21 protein-coding genes are annotated in these 19066 nt (G+C 67.6%); 15 read left to right on the top strand and 6 right to left on the bottom strand.

The features are described 5' to 3' along the window. The first annotated feature begins 3 nt into the window (after positions 1–3). On the top strand, positions 4–1374 hold the full coding sequence (locus G8346_RS02995; protein WP_166048092.1) for a permease prefix domain 1-containing protein: 1371 nt from the start codon (positions 4–6) through the stop codon (positions 1372–1374). Here G8346_RS02995 and G8346_RS02990 read toward each other — a convergent pair. Beyond that, on the bottom strand, positions 1365–2189 hold the full coding sequence (locus G8346_RS02990; RefSeq protein ID WP_166048090.1) for a hypothetical protein: 825 nt from the start codon (positions 2187–2189) through the stop codon (positions 1365–1367). The two genes, G8346_RS02995 and G8346_RS02990, sit on opposite strands and share 10 nt — an antisense overlap. Positions 2190–2263: 74 nt before the next feature. On the opposite strand from G8346_RS02990, the gene G8346_RS02985 reads away from it, so the two are divergent. The 3 genes from G8346_RS02985 (at position 2264) to G8346_RS02975 (ending at position 4424) form a co-directional block, all read left to right on the top strand. Next, positions 2264–3697 (top strand): hypothetical protein, encoded by a 1434-nt coding sequence (locus tag G8346_RS02985; protein WP_166048088.1) that lies wholly within the window; start codon positions 2264–2266, stop codon positions 3695–3697. 83 nt (positions 3698–3780) lie between these two features. Continuing rightward, a complete protein-coding gene (locus G8346_RS02980; protein ID WP_166048086.1) occupies positions 3781–4203 on the top strand; it encodes a hypothetical protein in 423 nt (140 codons plus the stop codon). Next, complete coding sequence (locus tag G8346_RS02975; RefSeq protein WP_166048084.1) at positions 4200–4424, top strand: helix-turn-helix transcriptional regulator; 225 nt, start codon at positions 4200–4202, stop codon at positions 4422–4424. Before G8346_RS02980 ends, G8346_RS02975 begins: the two co-directional genes overlap by 4 nt. 40 nt (positions 4425–4464) lie before the next feature. Here the strand turns inward: G8346_RS02975 and G8346_RS02970 are convergent, their stop codons facing one another. The 3 genes from G8346_RS02970 to ppk2 all read right to left on the bottom strand — a co-directional run bounded on the left by G8346_RS02970 (position 4465) and on the right by ppk2 (position 7065). Beyond that, positions 4465–4836, bottom strand: coding sequence for a nuclear transport factor 2 family protein (locus G8346_RS02970; protein ID WP_166048079.1), 372 nt, complete (start codon positions 4834–4836; stop codon positions 4465–4467). Between the two features lie 79 nt (positions 4837–4915). Beyond that, on the bottom strand, positions 4916–6148 hold the full coding sequence (locus G8346_RS02965) for an OmpP1/FadL family transporter (RefSeq protein ID WP_166048077.1): 1233 nt from the start codon (positions 6146–6148) through the stop codon (positions 4916–4918). Between the two features lie 38 nt (positions 6149–6186). Beyond that, positions 6187–7065 carry a polyphosphate kinase 2 gene (ppk2, locus tag G8346_RS02960; RefSeq protein ID WP_166048075.1) on the bottom strand — a complete coding sequence of 293 codons (879 nt, stop codon included), beginning with the start codon at positions 7063–7065 and terminating at the stop codon, positions 6187–6189. Positions 7066–7185: 120 nt separating this feature from the next. Here ppk2 and G8346_RS02955 point away from each other — a divergent pair, with 120 nt between their 5' ends. The 8 genes from G8346_RS02955 (at position 7186) to G8346_RS02920 (ending at position 15433) form a co-directional block, all read left to right on the top strand. Continuing rightward, positions 7186–7893, top strand: coding sequence for a TMEM175 family protein (locus tag G8346_RS02955; protein WP_166048073.1), 708 nt, complete (start codon positions 7186–7188; stop codon positions 7891–7893). Positions 7894–7924: 31 nt separating this feature from the next. Beyond that, the gene (locus tag G8346_RS02950; protein ID WP_166048071.1) at positions 7925–8506 is read left to right on the top strand and encodes an outer membrane beta-barrel protein; all 582 of its coding nucleotides are present in this window, start codon (positions 7925–7927) and stop codon (positions 8504–8506) included. Positions 8507–8551: 45 nt separating this feature from the next. Further along, complete coding sequence (locus G8346_RS02945) at positions 8552–9817, top strand: iron-containing alcohol dehydrogenase (RefSeq protein ID WP_206202559.1); 1266 nt, start codon at positions 8552–8554, stop codon at positions 9815–9817. A gap of 29 nt (positions 9818–9846) precedes the next feature. Then, positions 9847–12057 carry a saccharopine dehydrogenase NADP-binding domain-containing protein gene (locus G8346_RS02940; protein ID WP_206202558.1) on the top strand — a complete coding sequence of 737 codons (2211 nt, stop codon included), beginning with the start codon at positions 9847–9849 and terminating at the stop codon, positions 12055–12057. Then, positions 12054–13547 carry a wax ester/triacylglycerol synthase family O-acyltransferase gene (locus G8346_RS02935; protein WP_166048070.1) on the top strand — a complete coding sequence of 498 codons (1494 nt, stop codon included), beginning with the start codon at positions 12054–12056 and terminating at the stop codon, positions 13545–13547. Before G8346_RS02940 ends, G8346_RS02935 begins: the two co-directional genes overlap by 4 nt. Before the next feature lie 51 nt (positions 13548–13598). Then, positions 13599–13847, top strand: a complete 249-nt coding sequence (locus G8346_RS02930) for a hypothetical protein (protein WP_166048068.1) — start codon at positions 13599–13601, stop codon at positions 13845–13847. Further along, positions 13847–14275 (top strand): TA system VapC family ribonuclease toxin, encoded by a 429-nt coding sequence (locus G8346_RS02925; RefSeq protein WP_166048066.1) that lies wholly within the window; start codon positions 13847–13849, stop codon positions 14273–14275. The genes G8346_RS02930 and G8346_RS02925 overlap by 1 nt, the downstream gene beginning before the upstream one ends. Before the next feature lie 66 nt (positions 14276–14341). Then, complete coding sequence (locus G8346_RS02920) at positions 14342–15433, top strand: ketoacyl-ACP synthase III (protein ID WP_166048064.1); 1092 nt, start codon at positions 14342–14344, stop codon at positions 15431–15433. Between the two features lie 17 nt (positions 15434–15450). On the opposite strand, the gene G8346_RS02915 is transcribed toward G8346_RS02920, so the two are convergent. Continuing rightward, positions 15451–15924: a hypothetical protein gene (locus G8346_RS02915; RefSeq protein ID WP_166048062.1), complete on the bottom strand. Its 474-nt coding sequence runs from the start codon at positions 15922–15924 to the stop codon at positions 15451–15453. Between the two features lie 104 nt (positions 15925–16028). Here G8346_RS02915 and G8346_RS02910 point away from each other — a divergent pair, with 104 nt between their 5' ends. Then, positions 16029–16628, top strand: coding sequence for a 1-acyl-sn-glycerol-3-phosphate acyltransferase (locus G8346_RS02910; protein ID WP_166048060.1), 600 nt, complete (start codon positions 16029–16031; stop codon positions 16626–16628). Here G8346_RS02910 and G8346_RS02905 read toward each other — a convergent pair. After that, positions 16625–16921, bottom strand: coding sequence for a hypothetical protein (locus tag G8346_RS02905; protein ID WP_166048058.1), 297 nt, complete (start codon positions 16919–16921; stop codon positions 16625–16627). The two genes, G8346_RS02910 and G8346_RS02905, sit on opposite strands and share 4 nt — an antisense overlap. Before the next feature lie 125 nt (positions 16922–17046). On the opposite strand from G8346_RS02905, the gene G8346_RS02900 reads away from it, so the two are divergent. Then, positions 17047–17571 carry a hypothetical protein gene (locus tag G8346_RS02900; protein ID WP_166048056.1) on the top strand — a complete coding sequence of 175 codons (525 nt, stop codon included), beginning with the start codon at positions 17047–17049 and terminating at the stop codon, positions 17569–17571. A gap of 1 nt (position 17572) precedes the next feature. Then, the gene (locus G8346_RS02895; protein ID WP_166048054.1) at positions 17573–18757 is read left to right on the top strand and encodes an iron-containing alcohol dehydrogenase; all 1185 of its coding nucleotides are present in this window, start codon (positions 17573–17575) and stop codon (positions 18755–18757) included. Positions 18758–19066: the final 309 nt, after the last annotated feature.

Genomic DNA, 19066 nt, shown 5'->3' with positions numbered 1-19066 from the left:
AGCATGTCGCACCCGGGTCACGCCGCAGCGCTCGAGGAACAGATCGGCCAGTGGCGCAACTACCTGCGCCGGCGCCAAGTGATCCATGCGGTCGACGTCGCGGAGCTGGAGGACCACCTGCGCGAGCAGGTGGCGAACCTCGAGGATGCCGGCCTCGACAGTGAAGAAGCCTTCCTTGTCGCCGTGAAGCGCATGGGCGACCTCGATTCGTTGTCGCGGGAGTTCGCGCGCGAGCACTCCGAACGCCTTTGGAAGCAGCTGGTGATCATGCCGTCTGCCGACCCGGCTCAGGCGGCCGGGGAGTCCGAGGCCTGGGCAGCCTTCTTGCTGGCCATCGCGGCGGCCGTCGCCATCAAGCTACCGGAACTGTTCGGCCTGCCCTGGGGCAATGCGCACGAGATGTTCTATGCCCGGAACCTGTCGTTTTTCGTCCTGCCGCTGCTGACCGGTTATTTCGCCTGGAAACGGCAGCTGGCGCCCGGCACATGGCGCTGGCTGGGCGCAGCCTTCGTGGTCGCGGCGGTGTTCGCCAATGCCTGGCCCTTCCAGCCCGGCAGCCACACCGAGGTGCTCGCCGTGCTGCACCTCCCGATCGCGCTCTGGGCGGTGGTGGGCGTCGCCTACGCCGGTGCGCGCTGGCGCGAGACCGGCGGGCGCATGGACTTCATCCGCTTCTCCGGCGAGCTGTTCATCTATTTCGTCCTGATCGCGTTGGGCGGCGGCGTGCTGGCCGCGTTCATGGCGCTGATCTTCTCCGCCATCGGCATCGACATCGAGCCCTTCTTCGAGTCCTGGCTGCTGCCTTGCGGCGCCATGGGTGCCGTAGTGATCGCCGCCTGGCTGGTGGAGGCCAAGCAGAGCGTCATCGAGAACATGGCGCCGGTGCTGACACGCCTGTTCACGCCGCTGTTCGCCGCCGTGCTCATCACGTTCCTGGTGGTGCTGGCCTGGACCGGGCGCGGCGTGAACATCGAGCGCGACATGCTCATCGCCTTCGACCTGCTGCTGGTGGTCGTGCTCGGGCTGCTGCTGTACTCCGTCTCGGCACGCGATCCCCAGGCGCCGCCCGGCCTGTTCGACACCGCGCAGGTGCTGCTGGTGGTGAGCGCCTTGCTGGTCGATGCGGTTGCGTTGTGGGCCATTGCCGCGCGCATTTCCGACTTCGGCTTCAGTCCCAACCGCGTTACGGCGCTGGGCGTGAACGCGATACTGCTGGTCAACCTCTCATGGTCAGCAGTGCTCTATATCCTTTTCCTGCGCGGCCGTGCAGCCTTCACCCGTCTGGAACGCTGGCAGACGGACTACCTCCCGGTCTACGTTGCCTGGGCGACGTTGGTGGTGGTCATCTTTCCGCCGCTGTTCGGCTACGCCTGACCCGTTACGGACAGGGCGCTGAAGATCGGCAGGTCGTAAGCGGCGAAGAAGTCGCGCACTTCCACCATCGGCGTCCGGCAAGGAAGCGTGGTCTGCTTGGCGGCGTTGTTCCAGGCGTGCGCCACCTGGGCCGTGACCGGGGGCCAGAAGCTCACTGCCGTGATCGCGTCCCACCAGGCCTCGAAGTCGCCCGCCTGCAGGCCGCGCGTCACGTAGCGGCCTGGCTCCCACTCGGCAAACGTCGGCACCTGCTGATACAGCTTGTACACCAGGTCCAGGTTTTCGGCAGCCTGCGCGTCACCTGCGGCCTGTTCGCGGCGCATTCTCTCGTAGGCTTCCCGCAACTCCTCGCCGGCGCGATCGAACAGCCGGTTGCCGTATTTCGCCAGCAGGTACTTCTCGCGCCCCCAGTCCGCGGCCTGTATCGCGGCGCTCTGCTCGAGACAGGTCTTGAACAGGGCTTGCCAGTCCTCGGACACGTTCGAGACCACGAGGCTGGGGATGCAGGTCACCATGGGGAAGCGCGCAAAGCCCTGCGGGGGCTGCAGCGAGAAAGCGCGGCGGAAGATCTCAGCGATGTGCGCCTCCACGTCATCCGCGCGGGTGTCCACGTAGCCGAGGCAATGGTCCTCTCCGCCGAGAAAATGCATCCAGCGATGAAACACCTCGGCCCGCCCCGACACCTCGGTGTCGCGCAGGCCAAGGGCATGCACGGTCGGGCCGTTGGGATTGAAGATGCTCCAGCTCAGCCAGATGCGGCCGGGTCTCTGGAGCCAGCTGGCAGCGCTGCGCTGCAGGGGAACTACGGTATGCATTCGGGTATTGTGGCAGCCTTGCCCGGACGCTGCGAGCCCGCGCACGGGCCGCGCTTGCCGAGGAGGAGTGCCGCATGGCTGAGCAGGAGCAGAGGGACCCCAGAACGCACACGGCGGAGTCCAGCGAGGAGCTGGCGCGCCTGCGCGATCGCACCGACGAGCTCGAGCTGATCATCTCGAGCTTGACCACCTTCGCCCTGTTCACCTTGCCGGGATGGCTGTTCGAGCGGTTCGCCGACGCCTACATGCACCTTTCCGTGACCCTGGTGGTCAGCAGCAGCACGGCGCTGCTCTTGCTCACCGGCCTGTGCTACGGCCTGGGCGCATGTTTCCTGCTGCACCTGCTGGCGCGCGCCTATTGGGTCGGGCTGATCGGCCTGCGCGCCGTGTTTCCGCAAGGCATCGACTGGAACCGCACCCCGGGGATCGGGCCTCTCACGCGGGAAAATTACCGCCGTCGCCTGCCGGACCTGCAAAGCGCCATCGAACGCTCCGATCGCCTCGCGTCCTCCCTGTTCGCGGTCATCAGCGTCATCGCGCTCGCCATCGTCTGGATCGTGCTGTTGATCACCCTGGCCGCGAGCCTCGGCGGCCTGGTCGGCTCACGCTTCGGCGCCACGAATTTCGGCATCAATGCCGCGGCCCTCGGACTGGTGGCCGTCGCCGCGGGCAGCGCCGTGCTGCTGTGGATCCTCGACGCACTGCTGGCGCAACGCGTACCGGCCCTGCAACGTGCGGCGTGGTTCCGGGGCCTGGTCAGCGTGCTCAGCAGGATCAACGGCTGGCTGGTGCCGCAGCGACTGGTGCTCCCGGTGCAGCTGACCCTGCAGAGCAACACCCGGCCGATCATCGCCATGATCCTGTTCGTGGTGGCCGTGATCGCCATCGTGGTGCTTGGCCAGTTCAGCTTCAACCGCGCCGTGAACTTCACCGTCTCGGACCAGTTCCGCTACCTGGACGACCAGCAGGAGCAGCATTTCGCCGGAGCAGTCTTTCGCAGCAGCTTTTACGAGGACATGCGCCACGGCAAGGATCGCCTGCGCGCGCGGCCGATGATCCCCAGCTTCGAGCAGCGTGGCAGCCACCTGCGACTGTTCCTGCCCTACCAGCCGATCCGCGACAACCTCCTGCTGGAGCGCCTTTGCCCCGGCGAGGAAGAGGGACTCGGCGCCCCCTGCCTGGCGCGGCTGTGGTCCGTGGCCCTGAACGGGCAGCCCGTCGATCTCGGCCGTTTCCTCGCCAGCGAGCGGCTGGACCTGGGCATGCGCGGCCTCACCGGGGTGGTGCCGCTCGACGGCCTTGCGCCGGGGCTGCAGGTGTTGTCAGTGACCTGGAACCCCCATGCCGGCAGCGACGACGTCCCGATCGACGATCGCTACACGGAAGCCCGGCTCGACTTCGACATCCCTTTCCTGTTCGCGCCCGAGTTCGAGCGGGCGTTGCCCGATCCCCGGGGCAGCCCCGCTGGCGACATCCCGGATTCGGATCCGCTACCCGAAGAAAGTTAGGTTTTTATTACACGTTGACAAAGATATTTACCATCGCGTAAAACATGCTTTCCATCAGAACGGCGCCTGAGAAGGAATCGAGCATGTCTTACCGGGAGAAAGTCGCCTGGCTGTCGCTGCTCGCGATGGTCGTTGCCTTCGGGCCCTATTTCGCGATCGTGGCGACGGCTCCGCCCGACGACGCCATGCCTAACCTGCGCCAGCTCTGGCTCTTCGCCGTGGCCGTCGCGGTCCAGGTCGCAATCCTGTTGGCCGGCCATGCCGTGTTTCGCCTGCGGACACCGGAGGACGCCCGGGAGCCGGCCGACGAGCGCGACCTCGCAATCGAGCGGCGCTCGGTCAGCATCGCCTACGGCACGCTGATCGCCGGTGTGATCATGGTCGCGATCATCATGCCTTTCTACGCCGGCGGCTGGGCCATCGTGAACGGGGCCATCTTCGCGATCGTCCTGGCCGAACTCGTGTCCCACGGCGTCGCCGTTGTCGCCTACCGGCGACAGTCATGAGGGCAGGCACGATAAGTAACCGCGTCCGGCTGCTGCGTTTCCAGCACGGTGAAATGACCCAGGCCGAGCTCGGCAAGCGTATCGGCGTGACGCGCCAGACCGTCGCCGCCATCGAGGCGGGGAAGTACTCACCGTCGCTGGAAGCCGCGTTCCGCATTGCCGCGGTGTTCCATGTGCCGCTGGACGAAGTGTTCCAGTGGCAGGCGGAACCCGGCGACTGAACGCCCGAGCCCTCAGGCCAGGTTAGCGATCATCCCGGGCTCAGGGATGCAGGTAGAACACCTTGCTGAGGATCTGCCAGCGGCCGTCGACTTTCACCAGCGTGAAGAAGTCGGTGAAGCGGTGGCCGGTCCAGTCGTCCATGTCTACCCGCACCGAGGCCGCGGTGCCGACGATGTCGATGCTGGCGATGCGCGCCTGGAGGCCGGGCGCCGGGCCGTTCTCGTCATGCCAGTCGTAGAAGCCCTGGATCGGGCCGCAGAACAGGTCCGGGCCGACGTAGCCGCAGATGTTGGCGTCGGCGTGGAAGGCCGGCTTGAGCGCGGCGCTCTTGCCGGCGCGCCCGCCCTCGATATAGGCCTGCATGGTGGCCGTGACCTGGTCCAATTCGTCGACATAGCTGTTATCTGACATTCCCGGGCTCCTTCAGGCCTGCATCGCCGCCAGCTTCGGGAGCATGATAGCGGGTATCGCGGCCATGGCGCGCGTCGCGCTAAAGCGACCCGAAGCTTATCCCGACCTGGAACAGGAAGGTATCGCGGGACTTGAACCGGCCCTCCAGCGAGCCGAGACCCGGGATGCTGGGCGTGGCGACGGGCGCGTCGCCGAGGCCGAAGTAGCTGAGGCCCATCATCACCCGGCGCTTGTCGGTCCACTGCCATTCGGCCGTGAGGCCGAGCGACCAGGCCGCGTCGAGACGCAGCGTCATGCCGCGCTGCTCGTCATCGATCATCTGGTTGGTCGCCATCGCACCCACGCCGAGCATCCAGCGCTCCGCGGCCGGCCACGTGTAGCTCGCACTCAGCGCGTAGATATCGTCATAGCTGCTGTCGTTGCGCGCGAAAGACTCGCCGTCGTAAAAGAACTCCGAGAGGCGGAAATTGCTGAAGTTGATCCACGCCACGTCCAGCGTCACGGCGGACCTGTTGCCGAACTCGTGGTAGACGCCGGCGAATATGGACTCCGGCGACGTGCTCTCGATAGTGAGGTTGCGCTCCAGCAGCCCGAGGCCGCGCATGACGGCCTCCGTGTTCGGCCCCAGCCCGGAAAGCGCGTTGTCTGCACGGCGCCGCGGATTGATCTCCGAGCTGTAGGTCAGCCCCCAGCGGGTGCGCTCGCTGCCCTGGTAGAGCGCTGACAGCCCGAACCCGAACGAAACGCTGTCGGCCTCGATCCTGGAGAGCCCATCGGGAAAGCCAGGGTCGAAGATGTTGCGGACCGCCCGCTCCTGCTCGAAGCGGTTATAGGTGACTGCCGCGCTGGCGGCGACCGACCATTGCTCGTTGATGCGGTAGGCCAGGCTCGGGAAGGCGCTGACGAACACCGAGTCGTAGCTCTGGATGAAATAGCGTCCCGGCCACTCCCCGAGGTTGTCGGAGAAGCCCGTGCCGAGGAAAGTGAACGACGCGGTGAACCTGTCGTTGATGGGCTGCACGAGGGCGACCCGGGGCACGACGGTGTCGCCGGAACTGTTCGTGTTGAACTCGGCGCCGGTGCCGCTGAAGGCGCTTTCCCACCGCGACTCGCTGCTGAAATACAGCAACTCGAAGCTGAGCGCGCGCTCGTTGAAGCGGGCGATGCCCGCAGGGTTGGAGCCCGCGGTCTGCGCGCTGTCCGCGGACGCGGCAAGGCCGGTGCCGAGCGGGTAAGGGCGCGCGAAGGCCGGGCTGCTGGCCGCCGTGAGGAACAACATGCTGACGAGCAAACGGCGTCGGGAACCGAGCATCACTCTCTCCAGGCTGCAGGTTCGCCGAGCCGGCCGGTTCAGGCCGGCCGCCACAGCTCCGGCCCGCCGCAGATCGCCGGGTCGTTGCCGTCCACCAGGGTCTCGTCCTTGCCGGTGTAGTCCAGCACCCCGAGCACGGCCCGGATCACGGCCAGCCGCGCGCGGTACTTGTCGTCGGCCCGGATCACGGTCCACGGCGCCACCGGCGTGTGACTGCGGCGGAAGGTCTGCTCGATGGCGTTTGAATAGTCGTCCCAGCGTGCCAGCCCCTGGATGTCGATGGCGCTGAGCTTCCACTGCTTGAGGGGGTCGGATTCCCGCGCCAGCATGCGCCGCAGCTGCTCGGCGCGGCCGACGTTGAGCCACAGCTTCACCAGCACGATGCCCTCGCTGACCAGCGTGCTCTCGAAGCCCGGCAGCTGTGCAAAGAACCGGGCGCGCTCCTCCGGCGTGCAGAAACCGAACACCTGCTCGATGACGCCGCGGTTGTACCAGCTGCGGTCGAACAGCGTGATCTCGCCCGCCGCGGGCAGGTGCGGCACGTAGCGCTGGAAATACCACTGGCTGCGCTCACGTTCACTGGGCTTGGACAGCGCCACCACGCGCGCCACGCGCGGATTGAGGTTCATGGTCATGCGCCGGATGGCGCCGCCCTTCCCCGCCCCGTCGCGACCCTCGAAGATCACCACCAGCCGCGCTCCGCTGTCCTGCACCCAGCGCTGGCATTTCGCCAGCTCGATCTGCAGCCGGTCGAGCTCGTCCTCGTAGTCGGGCTTTTTCAGCCAGCGCTCATACGGATAGCTGTCGTCGAGGATGTCGCGCTTCTTGCCCTCTTCCACGGCAAGCCGCACTTCCTCCGGCGCCTCCGCGGCGAGATAACGGCTTACCGCCCCGTCGAACGGCAGGTCGCTGGTCATGGGTCACCTCCTTGCTGTGCAGAGTGTGCCACAGGCCGGCGCGTCCGCATCCCGGGGGGCGTCGATGTTCCGTGGACGCTAGAATCCGTCCTGCACGCAACACGACCACGGGGATCCGTCATGGCCGCAAGGCACGAAACCGAGGCCTTCCCGGAGCGCGGCCAGGAGGTCACGCGCCTCAGCATCTTCACGGATGCGGCCTTCGCCTTCGCCACCGCCCTGCTGGCGATCTCCATCGACGATATCCCCTCGTCCTACCAGGAACTGGCGGCCGCGCTGAAAGACGGGCCCGCGTTTATCGCCAGCCTCGCGATCCTCCTGCTCTACTGGCGCGCCCACCAGTCCTGGAGCAAGCGCTTCGGCCTCGAGGACCTGGGCTCGGTACTGCTCACCTTCGGCCTCGTCACGGTGGTGATGATCTATGTCTACCCGCTGAAAATCATGTTCGGCGCTGCGTTCCATTTCGTGTCGGGCGGCTGGTTGCCGCTGAATTTCTCGCTTGCCAGCACCGCCGAATTCCGCGGCCTGCTCACCATCTACGGGGTGGGGTTCATTACCCTGAACGGCATGGTGGCCGGACTGTATTTCCGCGCCTGGCAGCAGCGACATCGGCTGCAGATGAGCCCCGCCGAGTCCTTCGACTGCGGCGCCGAGAGCGTCGCATGGCTCTTCGTCGGCAGCTTCGGCCTGTTGTCGATCGTGCTGGCCTGGACCCTGCCCGAGGACCGGCTGGCGCTGGCGTCCTGGGTCTACATGCTGCTGATCGTGGCGGGTCCCGCCATCGGGATCACACAGGCGCGCCTTGCCCGTCGCCACCGCCGGGGATAGAGTCGCGAGCAGGCAACACGGAGTCATCCAGATGCGTTCCGCTCTTATCTCGCTCGGCTGTGCCCTGCTCTTCGTCCCGCTGGTCCTGAAGGCCGACGGCGTCAGCTACAACTACCTCGACGCCGCGTATGCCAGCGTCGACATAGACGATTTCGACGAGGATGCCGACGGCTTCGTGCTGCGGGCATCCTTCGAGGTCTCGCAAAACCTCTTCCTGTTCGGCGGCTACTCCGACCTGGGCATCGACGTCGGCGGCTTCGACGTGGACCTGCGCGAGTACGACTTCGGGCTCGGCTACGCCTGGCCGGTCGGGAATGCTTCGAGCATGTACGGCAAAGCCAGCTACGTCAGCGCGGAAGCCGAGACCTTCGGCGTCACCGTGGACGACGACGGCTACGGACTCGCCCTCGGCCTGCGCACACGCCCGGCCACCAACATCGAGCTGGAAGGCTACGTCGATTACGTCGACCTGAGCGACCTCGGCGACGAGACCAGCTACGGCCTCGCTGCCCGCTTTTTCCTGACGCCGCAGTTCGCTCTCGGTGCCGAGGTCGTGTTCGGGGAGGAATCGACCTCCTACGGCGCCGGCCTGCGCTGGCACTGGGGCCGCTGAGCCCGCCCGTACTGCTGCGCCCGTGACGGCCACGGAGGTTGACCCGTGATTCTCGACCTGATTCCCGAAGCACCGCGTGCCACCGGCTTGTCCGCCCTGATGAAGGGCGCCGGCATGGTGACCCGCTTCCTGCCCATCCCGCGCCCGACCCTGCTGGTGGGCCCGGGCTCCAGCGGCCGCCTCGGCCAGGCCGTGGCGGGATTCGGGCATGAGAAGCTCATGATCGTCACCGACGCCATGATCGTGAAGCTGGGGCTGCTCAAGGGCCTGACCGACGCGCTCGAGGCCGGCGGCGCGCAGTACGCCGTGTTCGACGAGATCACGCCGGACGCGCCGATACCGCTGGTCGAGCGGGCCATCGATTTCTACCGCGCCGAGGGCTGCGACGCCATCGTGGCGGTCGGCGGCGGGTCCTCCATGGACGCCGCCAAGGCCGTGGCGGTGGCCATCGCCAACCCGGGCAAGCCGCTGCGCAAGCTGGCCGGCTACTTCAAGGGCCTGCGCAACCCGGTCCCGGTCTACGCCGTGCCGACGACCGCGGGCACCGGCTCCGAGGTCACCGTGGCCGCCGTGATCTCCGACCCGGACAAGGAGAGCAAGCTGGTCATCGTGGATACGCGCATCGTGCCGCGCATGGCGGCGCTCGACCCGGCGCTGATGACCGGGCTGCCACCGCATATCACGGCCGCCACGGGGATGGACGCGCTGACACACGCGGTCGAGTCCTTCGTCGGCAAGTGGGCCACGGACTACACCGACGGCCTGGGCCTGTCGGCGGTCGGGCTCATTTTCGAGAACCTGCGCACCGCCTACCACGACGGCGGCAACCTCGAGGCGCGCGAGAAGATGGCGCTGGCCTCGACCTACGCCGGCATGGCCTTCACCCGTGCCAATGTCGGCTACGTGCACGCCATCGCGCACCAGTTCGGCGGCAAGTACCACACGCCCCACGGCCTGGCGAATGCCATCATGCTGCCCCACGTGCTGGAGTTCTCGGCGCCGAAGATCGGCGGCCGCCTCGCCGCCCTCGCGGTGCGCGCCGGCCTGGGCAAAGAGCACGAGAACGAGCGCACTCTGGCGAAGAAATTCATCGCCGCCGTGGTCGAACTGAACCGGGAACTGGGGATCCCGACGCACCTCGACGCCTTGCGCGCAGAGGACATCCCGGCGCTGGCGAAGGCGGCCTGCCACGAGGCGGAGACCGGCTACCCGGTGCCGCGCTACATGACGCAGCGGCAATGCGAGGACATCATCCGCCGCGTGTTGCCGCCGTCCGCGCCGCCGGAGCGGCGCCGCAAGGCCGCCGCCTGAGGCGCGAGAGAATACCTGGGGACGAAGATATGAGCATGAAGAGAGTTGTTGCCGTCACGCTGGGCTCGTCCGAGCGTGATTTCTCATTCGAGACCGACTTCCTGGGACACCGCTTCCAGGTGCGCCGCGTGGGCGCCGACGGTGACGTCAACAGGGCCTGGGAGCTGATGCGGCGCGCGCAGGGCAAGGCGGACGCCATCGGACTGGGCGAGGTCGCCGACCACTACCACGTCGGCCAGGACACCGTGACCAACCGCGAGACGCGGCGCCTCACCAAGGTCGTGACGCGCGTCCCCGTGACCACGGGCGCCAAGCTGCGGCGGCTGCTGCAGGTCAGCGCGGTGCGCTACGTGCAGAACCACCTCGGCAGCTACTTCAACAACAACCTGGTGCTGTTCCTTTCGGGCATGCGCAACTACGACATGGCGCTGGCGATGTCCGACTACACGCCGAACCTGCGCTTTGCCGACGCGCTGGCGCAGACCGGCGCGCCGACCATGCTCACCTCCCTGCGCCAGCTGGAGCTGTACGCCAGGGGCAGCGACATGGTCCTGTCCGGGCGGCCGGGCGAGATGCTCGAGAGCGCGCTCACCGGGTTCAAGAGCAAGTGCATGGCGCGCGAGGTGGCCAAGGCCCATGTCATCGTCGGCACCTTCCCGGAGCTGAAAGCAGTCGGCACGGCGAAGAACCTCGCCGGCAAGACGCTCATCACCTCGGCGGTGGACGAGGAGGCGGCAGCCTTCTTCAAAGCCTGCAAGGTCAACCTGGTGGTCGACGTCTCGCCGCAGCTGTTCGAGAAGGTGGTCGGCATCAACGTGCTCGAGGCGATGGTCCTCGCTTCCCTGCGCAAGCCCCACGAGGCCGTGTCCGACGACGATTTCATCGAGATCATCGAGGAGCTCGACATCAAGCCGCGGCTGCTGCACCCGAGCGGGAAGTTCCGCGACATCCGCCGCTTCGCCTTCGTCATCCACCCGCTGAGCCAGGAATACATCCGCAAGGGCTTCCCTGTGCCGAAGGGCACGCCGAAGTTCGTCATGAACCGCGTCGAGTCCCTGGCCGCGCACCTGCCGCCGATGATCTATTGCAAGATGGAAAACATCATCTCGCCCACCGGCGCCGAGGCCGAGGGCTGGCTGATCACCGTCGGCGGCACGCCCAAGGAAATGCTGGCGCGCAGCCCCGAGTTCACGTACCGCCGCCTGCTCGCCGCGGCGAAGATGGCGGAGAAGCTGGGCGCGCAGATCATGGGCCTGGGCGCCTTCACCAAGGTGGTGGGCGACGCCGGCGTCACCGTGGCGCGGCGCGCGCGCATCCCCATCACCACCGGCAACAGCTACTCCGCCTCGGGTGCGCTGTGGGCCGCGCACGACGCCATGAAACGCATGGGCCTGGTGAAGCTGCACCCGGTGGACAAGCACGTCATGGCCAAGACCATGGTGATCGGCGCCACCGGCTCCATCGGCTCGGTCAGTGCGCGGCTGCTCGCCATGGCCTTCGAGGAAGTGGTCATCGCCGGGCGCGACATGAAGAAGCTGGAGCGTCTCAAGGCCTCGATCCTCAAGGACACGCCGAGCGCCAACGTGGTCTGCTCCACCAACTACGACGAGCTGCTCGGCGAGATGGACATGATCGTCACCTCGACCTCGGGCGCCGGCAAGAAGATCCTCGACATCACCAAGGTGAAGCCCGGCTGCGTCATCACCGACGTGGCGCGGCCGCTGGACCTGCCGCCCGAAGAGGTCGCCAAGCGGCCCGACGTGCTGGTCATCGAGTCCGGCGAGATCGAGCTGCCGACGCCGGTGAAGGGGCTGAAGAACATCGGCCTGCCGCCGAACGTGATTTATGCCTGCCTGGCGGAGACCATCGTCCTCGCCCTCGAGGGCCGCTTCGAGGTGTTCACCATCGGCCGCGACACCGAGTGGGAGAAGGTCAAGGAGATCTACAAGCTCGGCCTCAGGCACGGCATGAAGCTGGCGGCGATCTCCGGCGCCAACGGCGTCTACACCGACGAGGACATCGCCCGCGTGGTGGCGCTGGCCAAGGAGGCACGCAAGACCTGGCAGGGCGGCGGCGACGCGAAGCCGGCGCAGAAACCGGCAGCGAAGAAGAAGGCTGCTGCAAAGAAGAGTGCGCGCAAGAAGGCGCCGGCCCGCAAGCCTGCCACGAAAAAGAAAGCCACCACCCGCAAGGCGACGGCGAAGAAAAAGCCGGCTGCGCGCAAGAAAGCGACTGAATGAGCGCCACCCGGCTCAACCCGCTCGACACCGCCTGGCTGTTCACCGAGTCGCGGGCCACGCCCAATCACGTCGGCGGCCTGCTGCAGTTCCGCCTGCCCGACGATGCGCCCAAGGACTACCTGCGCCAGCTCATGGCCGAGTTCCGCAGTCACCGCAGTTTCACTGCGCCCTGGAACCGGCGCCTGAAGTATCCCTTCACCAAGAACCCGGTACCCGCCTGGGTCGAAGACCAGGACATCGACCTCGAGTACCACGTGCGCCACGCCGGCCTGCCCTGGCCGGGCGGCGAGCGCGAGCTGGGCGAGATGATCGGCCTGTTGCAGAGCACGCCTCTCGACCTCAGCCGGCCGCCCTGGGAATGCACGGTGATCGAGGGGCTGAAGGGCAATCGCTTCGCCCTGTTCATCAAGATCCACCACTCGCTCATCGACGGCGTCAGCGGCATGATGCTGCTGCAGCGCGCCATGTCCTTCGATCGGGAGGAAAGCCTCGACCTGCCGCCGTTCTGGGCCCAGCGCGGCCGGCGCAAGTCGCAGCCCGGCAAGTCGGCGCCGGTGCCGACCATGGCCAACGTCATGGCCTCGGCCATCGGCGGCTTGCGCGCCCAGGTGCGCACCGTGCCGCAGCTCGTGACCGCTTTCGCGCAGTTTCTCAAGCGCATCGGCGGCGATGACGACGGCCTCGCCATCCCCTTCGACACGCCCATGTCCATCCTCAACGGCCGCGTTCGCGAGAAGCGGCGCTTCGCCACCCAGCAGTTCCCGCTGGAGCGCCTGCGCAAGCTGGCCGACGCCGGCGGCTGCACCATCAACGACATCGTGCTGACCGTCTGCGGCGGCGCGCTGCGGCGTTACCTGGCGGAACGCGACAGCCTGCCGGAAAAGCCGCTGGTGGCCGGCATCCCGGTCTCGGTGCGCCCCAAGGACGACGAAGGCGCCGGCAACGCCATCAGCTTCATCCTCGCCACGCTCGGCACCGACATCGTCGACCCGAAGCTGCGCCTGGCTTCGATCAAGGCCTCAGTGCAGCACGGCAAGGACCACGTGCGGCAGTTGCCGCGCCGCGCCATGCTGCAATACACCATGCTGCTGATGGCGCCCACCATCATCACCCTGCTGACCGGCATCGGCGGGCGCATCCGGCCCATGTTCAACATCACCATCTCCAACGTGCCCGGCCCGGACCAGCCGCTGTATTTCCGCGGCGCCGAGCTGGTGGCGATCTACCCGGCCTCCATCGTCACCCAGGGACAGGCCCTGAACATCACCTGCGAGAGCTACGCCGGGCTGATGAACTTCGGCTTTACGGCCTGCCATACCACGGTGCCGAGCATGCAGAAGATCGCCGTGTACACGGCGGATGCTGTCGAGGAGCTGGAGGCGGCGCTGCTGGGGCGCAAGCCGCAGACGCGGCGCAAGACTACCGCGACGAGAAAAAAGACGGGCGCGACGCGCAAGAGGGCTGCCGGGAGCCGGGGCCGCACGTCCTGATTGCATCAACGCACCTGATGCACTAGCATCACCGCATCAACGGAGATGATGATGCGGACCACCCTGGATATCGATGACGACGTACTGGCCGCGGCCAAGGAACGCGCGCGTCGCGAACGCAAAACTACCGGGCGGGTGGTGTCCGAGCTGTTACGACGCGCCATGACCCAGGGTGACGCCCTCACGACCGGCGTCGTCGCCGAGCCGGCGGCGCATTACGGTTTCCGGCCCTTCGCTTCGCGGGGCGTCGTCGTCAGCGACGAGCTGGTGGAGCGGCTGCGGGACGAAGAGGGCATCTGATGCGGGCGCTGCTGGACGTCAACGTCCTCATCGCGCTGCTCGATGCCGACCACGTCCACCATGCAACCGCCCACGCCTGGCTGGCGGCCAATATCGAGCAGGGCTGGGCCTCATGTCCGCTGACGGAGAACGGCTGCATCCGCATCATGTCCCAGCCGTCCTATCCCGGCGCCCTGCCCGCCGCCGCCGTGGCCGCGCGGCTCCGAGCCGCCACCGCCACGCGCTGGCACGCGTTCTGGCCTGATGCAGTGAGCCTGCTGCACGAGGGCGTGGTGGACTGGAACGCGGTCCTCGGCTCGCGCCAGGTCACGGACGTCTACCTGCTGGCGCTGGCCGTGCAGCACGACGCGCGCCTGGTCAGCTTCGACCGCTCGATCCCGCTGAACTCTGTGGCGGGCGCCACCCACACTCACCTCGTCCGGATATAGCCACGACCCCATGACCCGGCCCCGTTCTGGGCTAGAATCGTGCAATTTGCTGCGGGGAATCCTCGGGTGAGAAACGCGACCATCACCGGCTGGGGCAAGTGCATGCCACCGGCTACGCTGACCAACGACGACATCTCCACTTTCCTGGAAACCGACGACGAGTGGATCACCACCCGCACCGGGATCCGCGAGCGTCGCATCTCCCACCTGTCGCTGGAGGAGATGGGGACGATCGCGGCGCATCGCGCCCTCGCCTGCGCCGATCTCGCGCCCGACGCGCTCGACCTGATCGTCTTCGGCACCTGCAGCTTCGACCAGCAGGTGCCCAACACGGCCTCCGGTGTGCAGAAACGCATCGGCGCGGTGAATGCCGGCGCCATGGACGTGAACACCGCCTGCACCAGCTATCTCTATGGCCTCACCAGCGCCGCAGCGATGATCTCGCAAGGCGTGGTGAACAACGCGCTGGTGATCGGCGGCGAACTCATCTCGCCGTTGATGGACTGGACCGACCGCGGCGTGGCGGTGCTGTTCGGCGACGGCTGCGCCGCCACCGTGCTGCAGGCGACGGACAAGGACGAGGGCCTGCGCGCCAGCAAGCTCGGCTGCTATGGCGAAGTGCGCGAGATCCTGCTGGTGCACGGCATGGGGCAGCGCTACGCCAACTGCGGCTGGTACAACGGCGATACCCAGTGGGTGTTCGAGGGCCAGGAGATTTTCAAGCGCGCCGTGGTAGGCATGAGCCAGGCTTGCCAGGCCGTGCTCGAACAGTGCGGCATGGGGCCGGAGGACGTCGATCTCGTCGTGCCGCACCAGGCCAACCTGCGCATCATCGAGGCCGTGATCAAGCGCGCCGGGCTGTCCATGGACCGCTGCTTCGTCAACGTGCACCGCTACGGCAACATGTCGGCGGCGACGGTGCCCGTGGCGCTGGTCGAGTCGCTGGAGGAAGGCCGCATCAAGCCCGGCGCCAACATCCTGCTGACCGGCTTCGGCGGCGGCCTCACCTGGTCGGCGCAGCTGCTGCGCTGGGGCGAGCGCATCACGCCGCTGCACGAGACCCATGTCGAAATGCCGCCCTGCGAGCAGAGCGCGCTGGAAATGGTGCAGGGCTACCTGGCCGCGAAACGCGGCAGCGGAGAAATGACGCCGGAGTAGCCCCCCCGCACTGGCGCTCAGCCCGGCGGAATCTCCGCGCTGCGGAAGGCGTTCGCCGCCGCCTGCATGACGCCGCGCTCGACCTCGCTCTTCGGCAAGGTGACCTCACGGCCACAACTGCAGTTCTGCACCGGCAGCGAAAGCTCGACGCTGACCGCCTCGCTGTCGGGGACATCGACCGTGGCCTGGTGGGTGCTTTTCCCGTTCGGCTCGCCGGACAGCTCCGTGCCACAGTCAGGGCACAGCCGGCGCTTGCGGAACAGGCCCTTCTCCACCGCCGGCTCGGCGGTGATCAGGCCCTCGTCGCCGAGCATGCGCTGGATGAACTCGAGCGGGAACTCCGGGGTCGGGAAGCGCTTGTGCCCGTTGCTGCAGTCGAGCGCGGGCAGCCCTTCAATTACTATGTGCACGCCGTGTTCTTCGCCCTCGAGGCGGCCGAGCCGCAATGGCATGGTATCGGCGTTACACTGCCGGCAAACGGTTGTCGTCATGGGTGCTCTCCTCTGCTTGTGTGTGCTGCACCTCTCCCCTGTCACGTCCTGGCTGCAACATTTAGCCCCTTAACCATAGTCGACCCCCGGGAGCGCCTCCAGTCATGAAGCTCAACCGCCCCACCCAGCCGTCGCGCCAGTCCTGGTGGCGGCGCTTCTGCCTCTGGCTGCTGCAAGCCATGGGCTGGACGCCGGTGGTGGCGCCCCTGCCCGGCCCGCGGGGCGTGATCATCGTTTACCCGCACACCTCGAACTGGGATTTCCTCATCGCCGTGCTGTACCGCTTCGGCACCGGGCTGGCGACCAATTGGATGGGCAAGGACTCGCTGTTCCGCTGGCCCTTCGGCGGCTTGCTGCGGCGCATGGGCGGTGTGCCGGTGAACCGGCGCGCGGCCAGCGGCTTCATCGGCGCAGCGGTGGAACAGTTCGGCACGCATGACTGGCTGTGGCTGGCACTGGCGCCGGAAGGCACGCGCAAGCATACCGATCACATCAAGTCAGGGTTCTACCAGATCGCGGTGCGGGCCGGTGTGCCGGTCGGCTTCGGCTTCATCGACTACCCGTCCAAGACCGTCGGCCTGAGGGAGTTCGTGCGCTTCAGCGGCGACGCGGAGCAGGACATGGAGCTGATCCGTGCCTTCTATGCCGACAAGCGCGGCCGCCGCCCGGGCGAGGCCAGCGAGTTGCGCTTCCGCAAGAGCTAGCCGAACAGGTCGTCCAGCGCCTTGCGCGCCGCGGCTGCCGCATCGTCCTGCTTGCCGGCCAGCCCGTAGCGCGGGCGAAACCAGCCGCAAAAGTTGGCGCGCGTCTTGTCCGACACCGGCTCGGCCACCGGCTCGCGGCAGGCCTTGGCCTTGCTGGTGTCGTAGAACTCGCACATGCGGCAGGCGTGCAGCTCGGCCCCGCACTGGCGGCATGCCGCCGTGCGCGACAGGGGCAAGGGCTCGTCGACCACCGCCGCGCCGCAGCGCCAGCAATTCAGGGAATCCATGCTCATGACTCACCTCTCTCGGCGCCGATTCTAGCCCGAGCCGCGGCGCGTGGCCCGCACAGGCACACGCACGCGGCCGGCGGCGCTACACTACGATGCAGCGCCGCAAAACCACCGGGGAGCCGGATTCCATGAGCAGCCTCCGCCAGCGCCTGAAGCGCGTGTACGTCGTCGTGATGATGCGGATCGTCGGCTGGGGCCTGCGCGCCATGAGCCGGGTGGACCCCGTGGTGCGCGCGGAGGCCGCGGGATTCCCCGACGGCATCGTGATCGCCATGACCACCCTGCCCGACGGGCCCAGCATGGTGCTGGAAAAGACGCCCGACGGCCGCCTGCGCTATCTCGGCGGGCGCCTCCCCGACGGGCTGGGCCTGGCCATCCGCTTCAAGCATCTCGAGTACGCATTCCGCGTCTTCGCCTTCATCGAGAGCACGCCGACCGCGTTCGCGCGCGATCGCATGGTGGTGGACGGCGACCTCGCTTCCGGCATCCGCCTGGTGCGCTGCATGTACCGCCTCGAGGCGCTGCTGATGCCGCGCTTCATCGCAGCGCGCGGCGTGAAGCGCTACCCCGCGGACCTCGGGCTCGGGGAGAAGCTGGGCATGAACCTGAAGATCTACGGCCGCATCGCGCTCGACCTGGTCACGAGGAGCTGACGTGAACGACACCTACTACGAATTCTTCTGCCCCGTGAAGCTGATCGCCGGCGCGCGCGCGCTGGAGACCATCCCCTTCGAGCTCGGCGCGCTCGGCGCGAAGCGGCCGCTGGTGGTCACCGACCGCGGCGTCGCCGGCGCCGGGCTGGTGGAGAAGCTGCGCGAGATCCTTGCCACGGGCGGGCTGGAGATCGCAGCCGTCTACGACGAGGTGCCGCCGGACTCCTCGCTCGCCGCGGTGAAGGCCATCGCGCGGACCTATCGTGACGCCGGCTGCGATGCGCTCATTGCGCTGGGCGGCGGCTCACCCATCGACACCGCCAAGGCGGCGAACATCCTCGCCTCCTACCAGACCGACGACCCGGCGAAATATTCCGGCGTCGGCAACCTGCCGCGCCGCCTCAAGCCGCTGCTGGTCATACCGACCACCGCCGGCACCGGCTCCGAGGTCACCTACGTGTCCATCGTCAAGGACGAGGAGCGCGGCGTGAAGCTGCCCTTCGCCTCGCCCTTCCTCATGCCCGACGCGGCGGTGCTCGACCCGCGCATGACCCTCGGGCTGCCGGCGCAGATCACGGCCGCCACCGCCATGGACGCCATGACGCACGCCTGCGAGGCGTACATCTGCCTGGCCAAGAACCCGATGAGCGACGCCTACGCCACCGCGGCGATCCGCGCCGTGTCCGCCAACCTGCTGCACGTGCTGGACCATCCCGCCGACGCAGAGGGCCGACTCGCGCTGGCGCAGGCCGCCGCCATGGCCGGCGTCGCCTTCTCCAACTCCATGGTCGGGCTGGTGCACGCCCTCGGCCACTCCGTCGGCGCGCTGTGCCACGTCCACCACGGCACCTGCATGAGCATCCTCCTGCCGGCCGTGCTGGAGTACAACCTCGAGGCGCGCCGCGATGCCATCGGCGAATTGCTGCTGCCGCTGGCCGGCGCCGAGACCTACGCCGCCACGCCGCCCGAGCAGCGCGCCGACAAGGCCATCGCGCACCTGAAGTGGCTGAAGGACGAGATCCACCAGCGCTGCGGGCTGCCGCGCACGCTGTCCGAGACCGGCAAGGTGCAGGAATCCCAGCTGGAGCAGGTCGCTGCCATGTCGCTCGATGACGGCTCGATCATCTTCAACCCGGTCGAGGTCGATCACGACGAGGCGCTGGCCGTGCTGCGCCGGGCCTGGTAGCGCGCCGGAGAAACCGACCGCACCGGGACCCGGCGACTCTGCCCCTGACCGCGGGGCCGCGTCGTGCAACGCTCCCTTCACTCGGAAATCTTTATCTCGTTCAGTGAGCGTTGCACGTCCCGACCCCGCTGCTGGGTTGCAGGTGCAGGGTTTTGGTGGCGCATGGCGACTCCGGGACCGCCGCCGACGCTCCCGAGCGCGGCTCGGCGGGCCGACGGCAACGGCCGTGGCTCGGAATCGACCGGATTAAGAACACGGATGGCGACGTAACCGACCGCCAGTTTACCGAGCCGAGCCCGGACCGCCGGC

It is taken from the genome of Thioalkalivibrio sp. XN279 (assembly GCF_011089885.1).
Classification (GTDB): domain Bacteria; phylum Pseudomonadota; class Gammaproteobacteria; order Steroidobacterales; family XN24; genus XN24.
The sequence above is the reverse complement of the archived record's forward strand: the minus strand, read 5'-3'. Positions and strand labels throughout refer to the sequence as shown.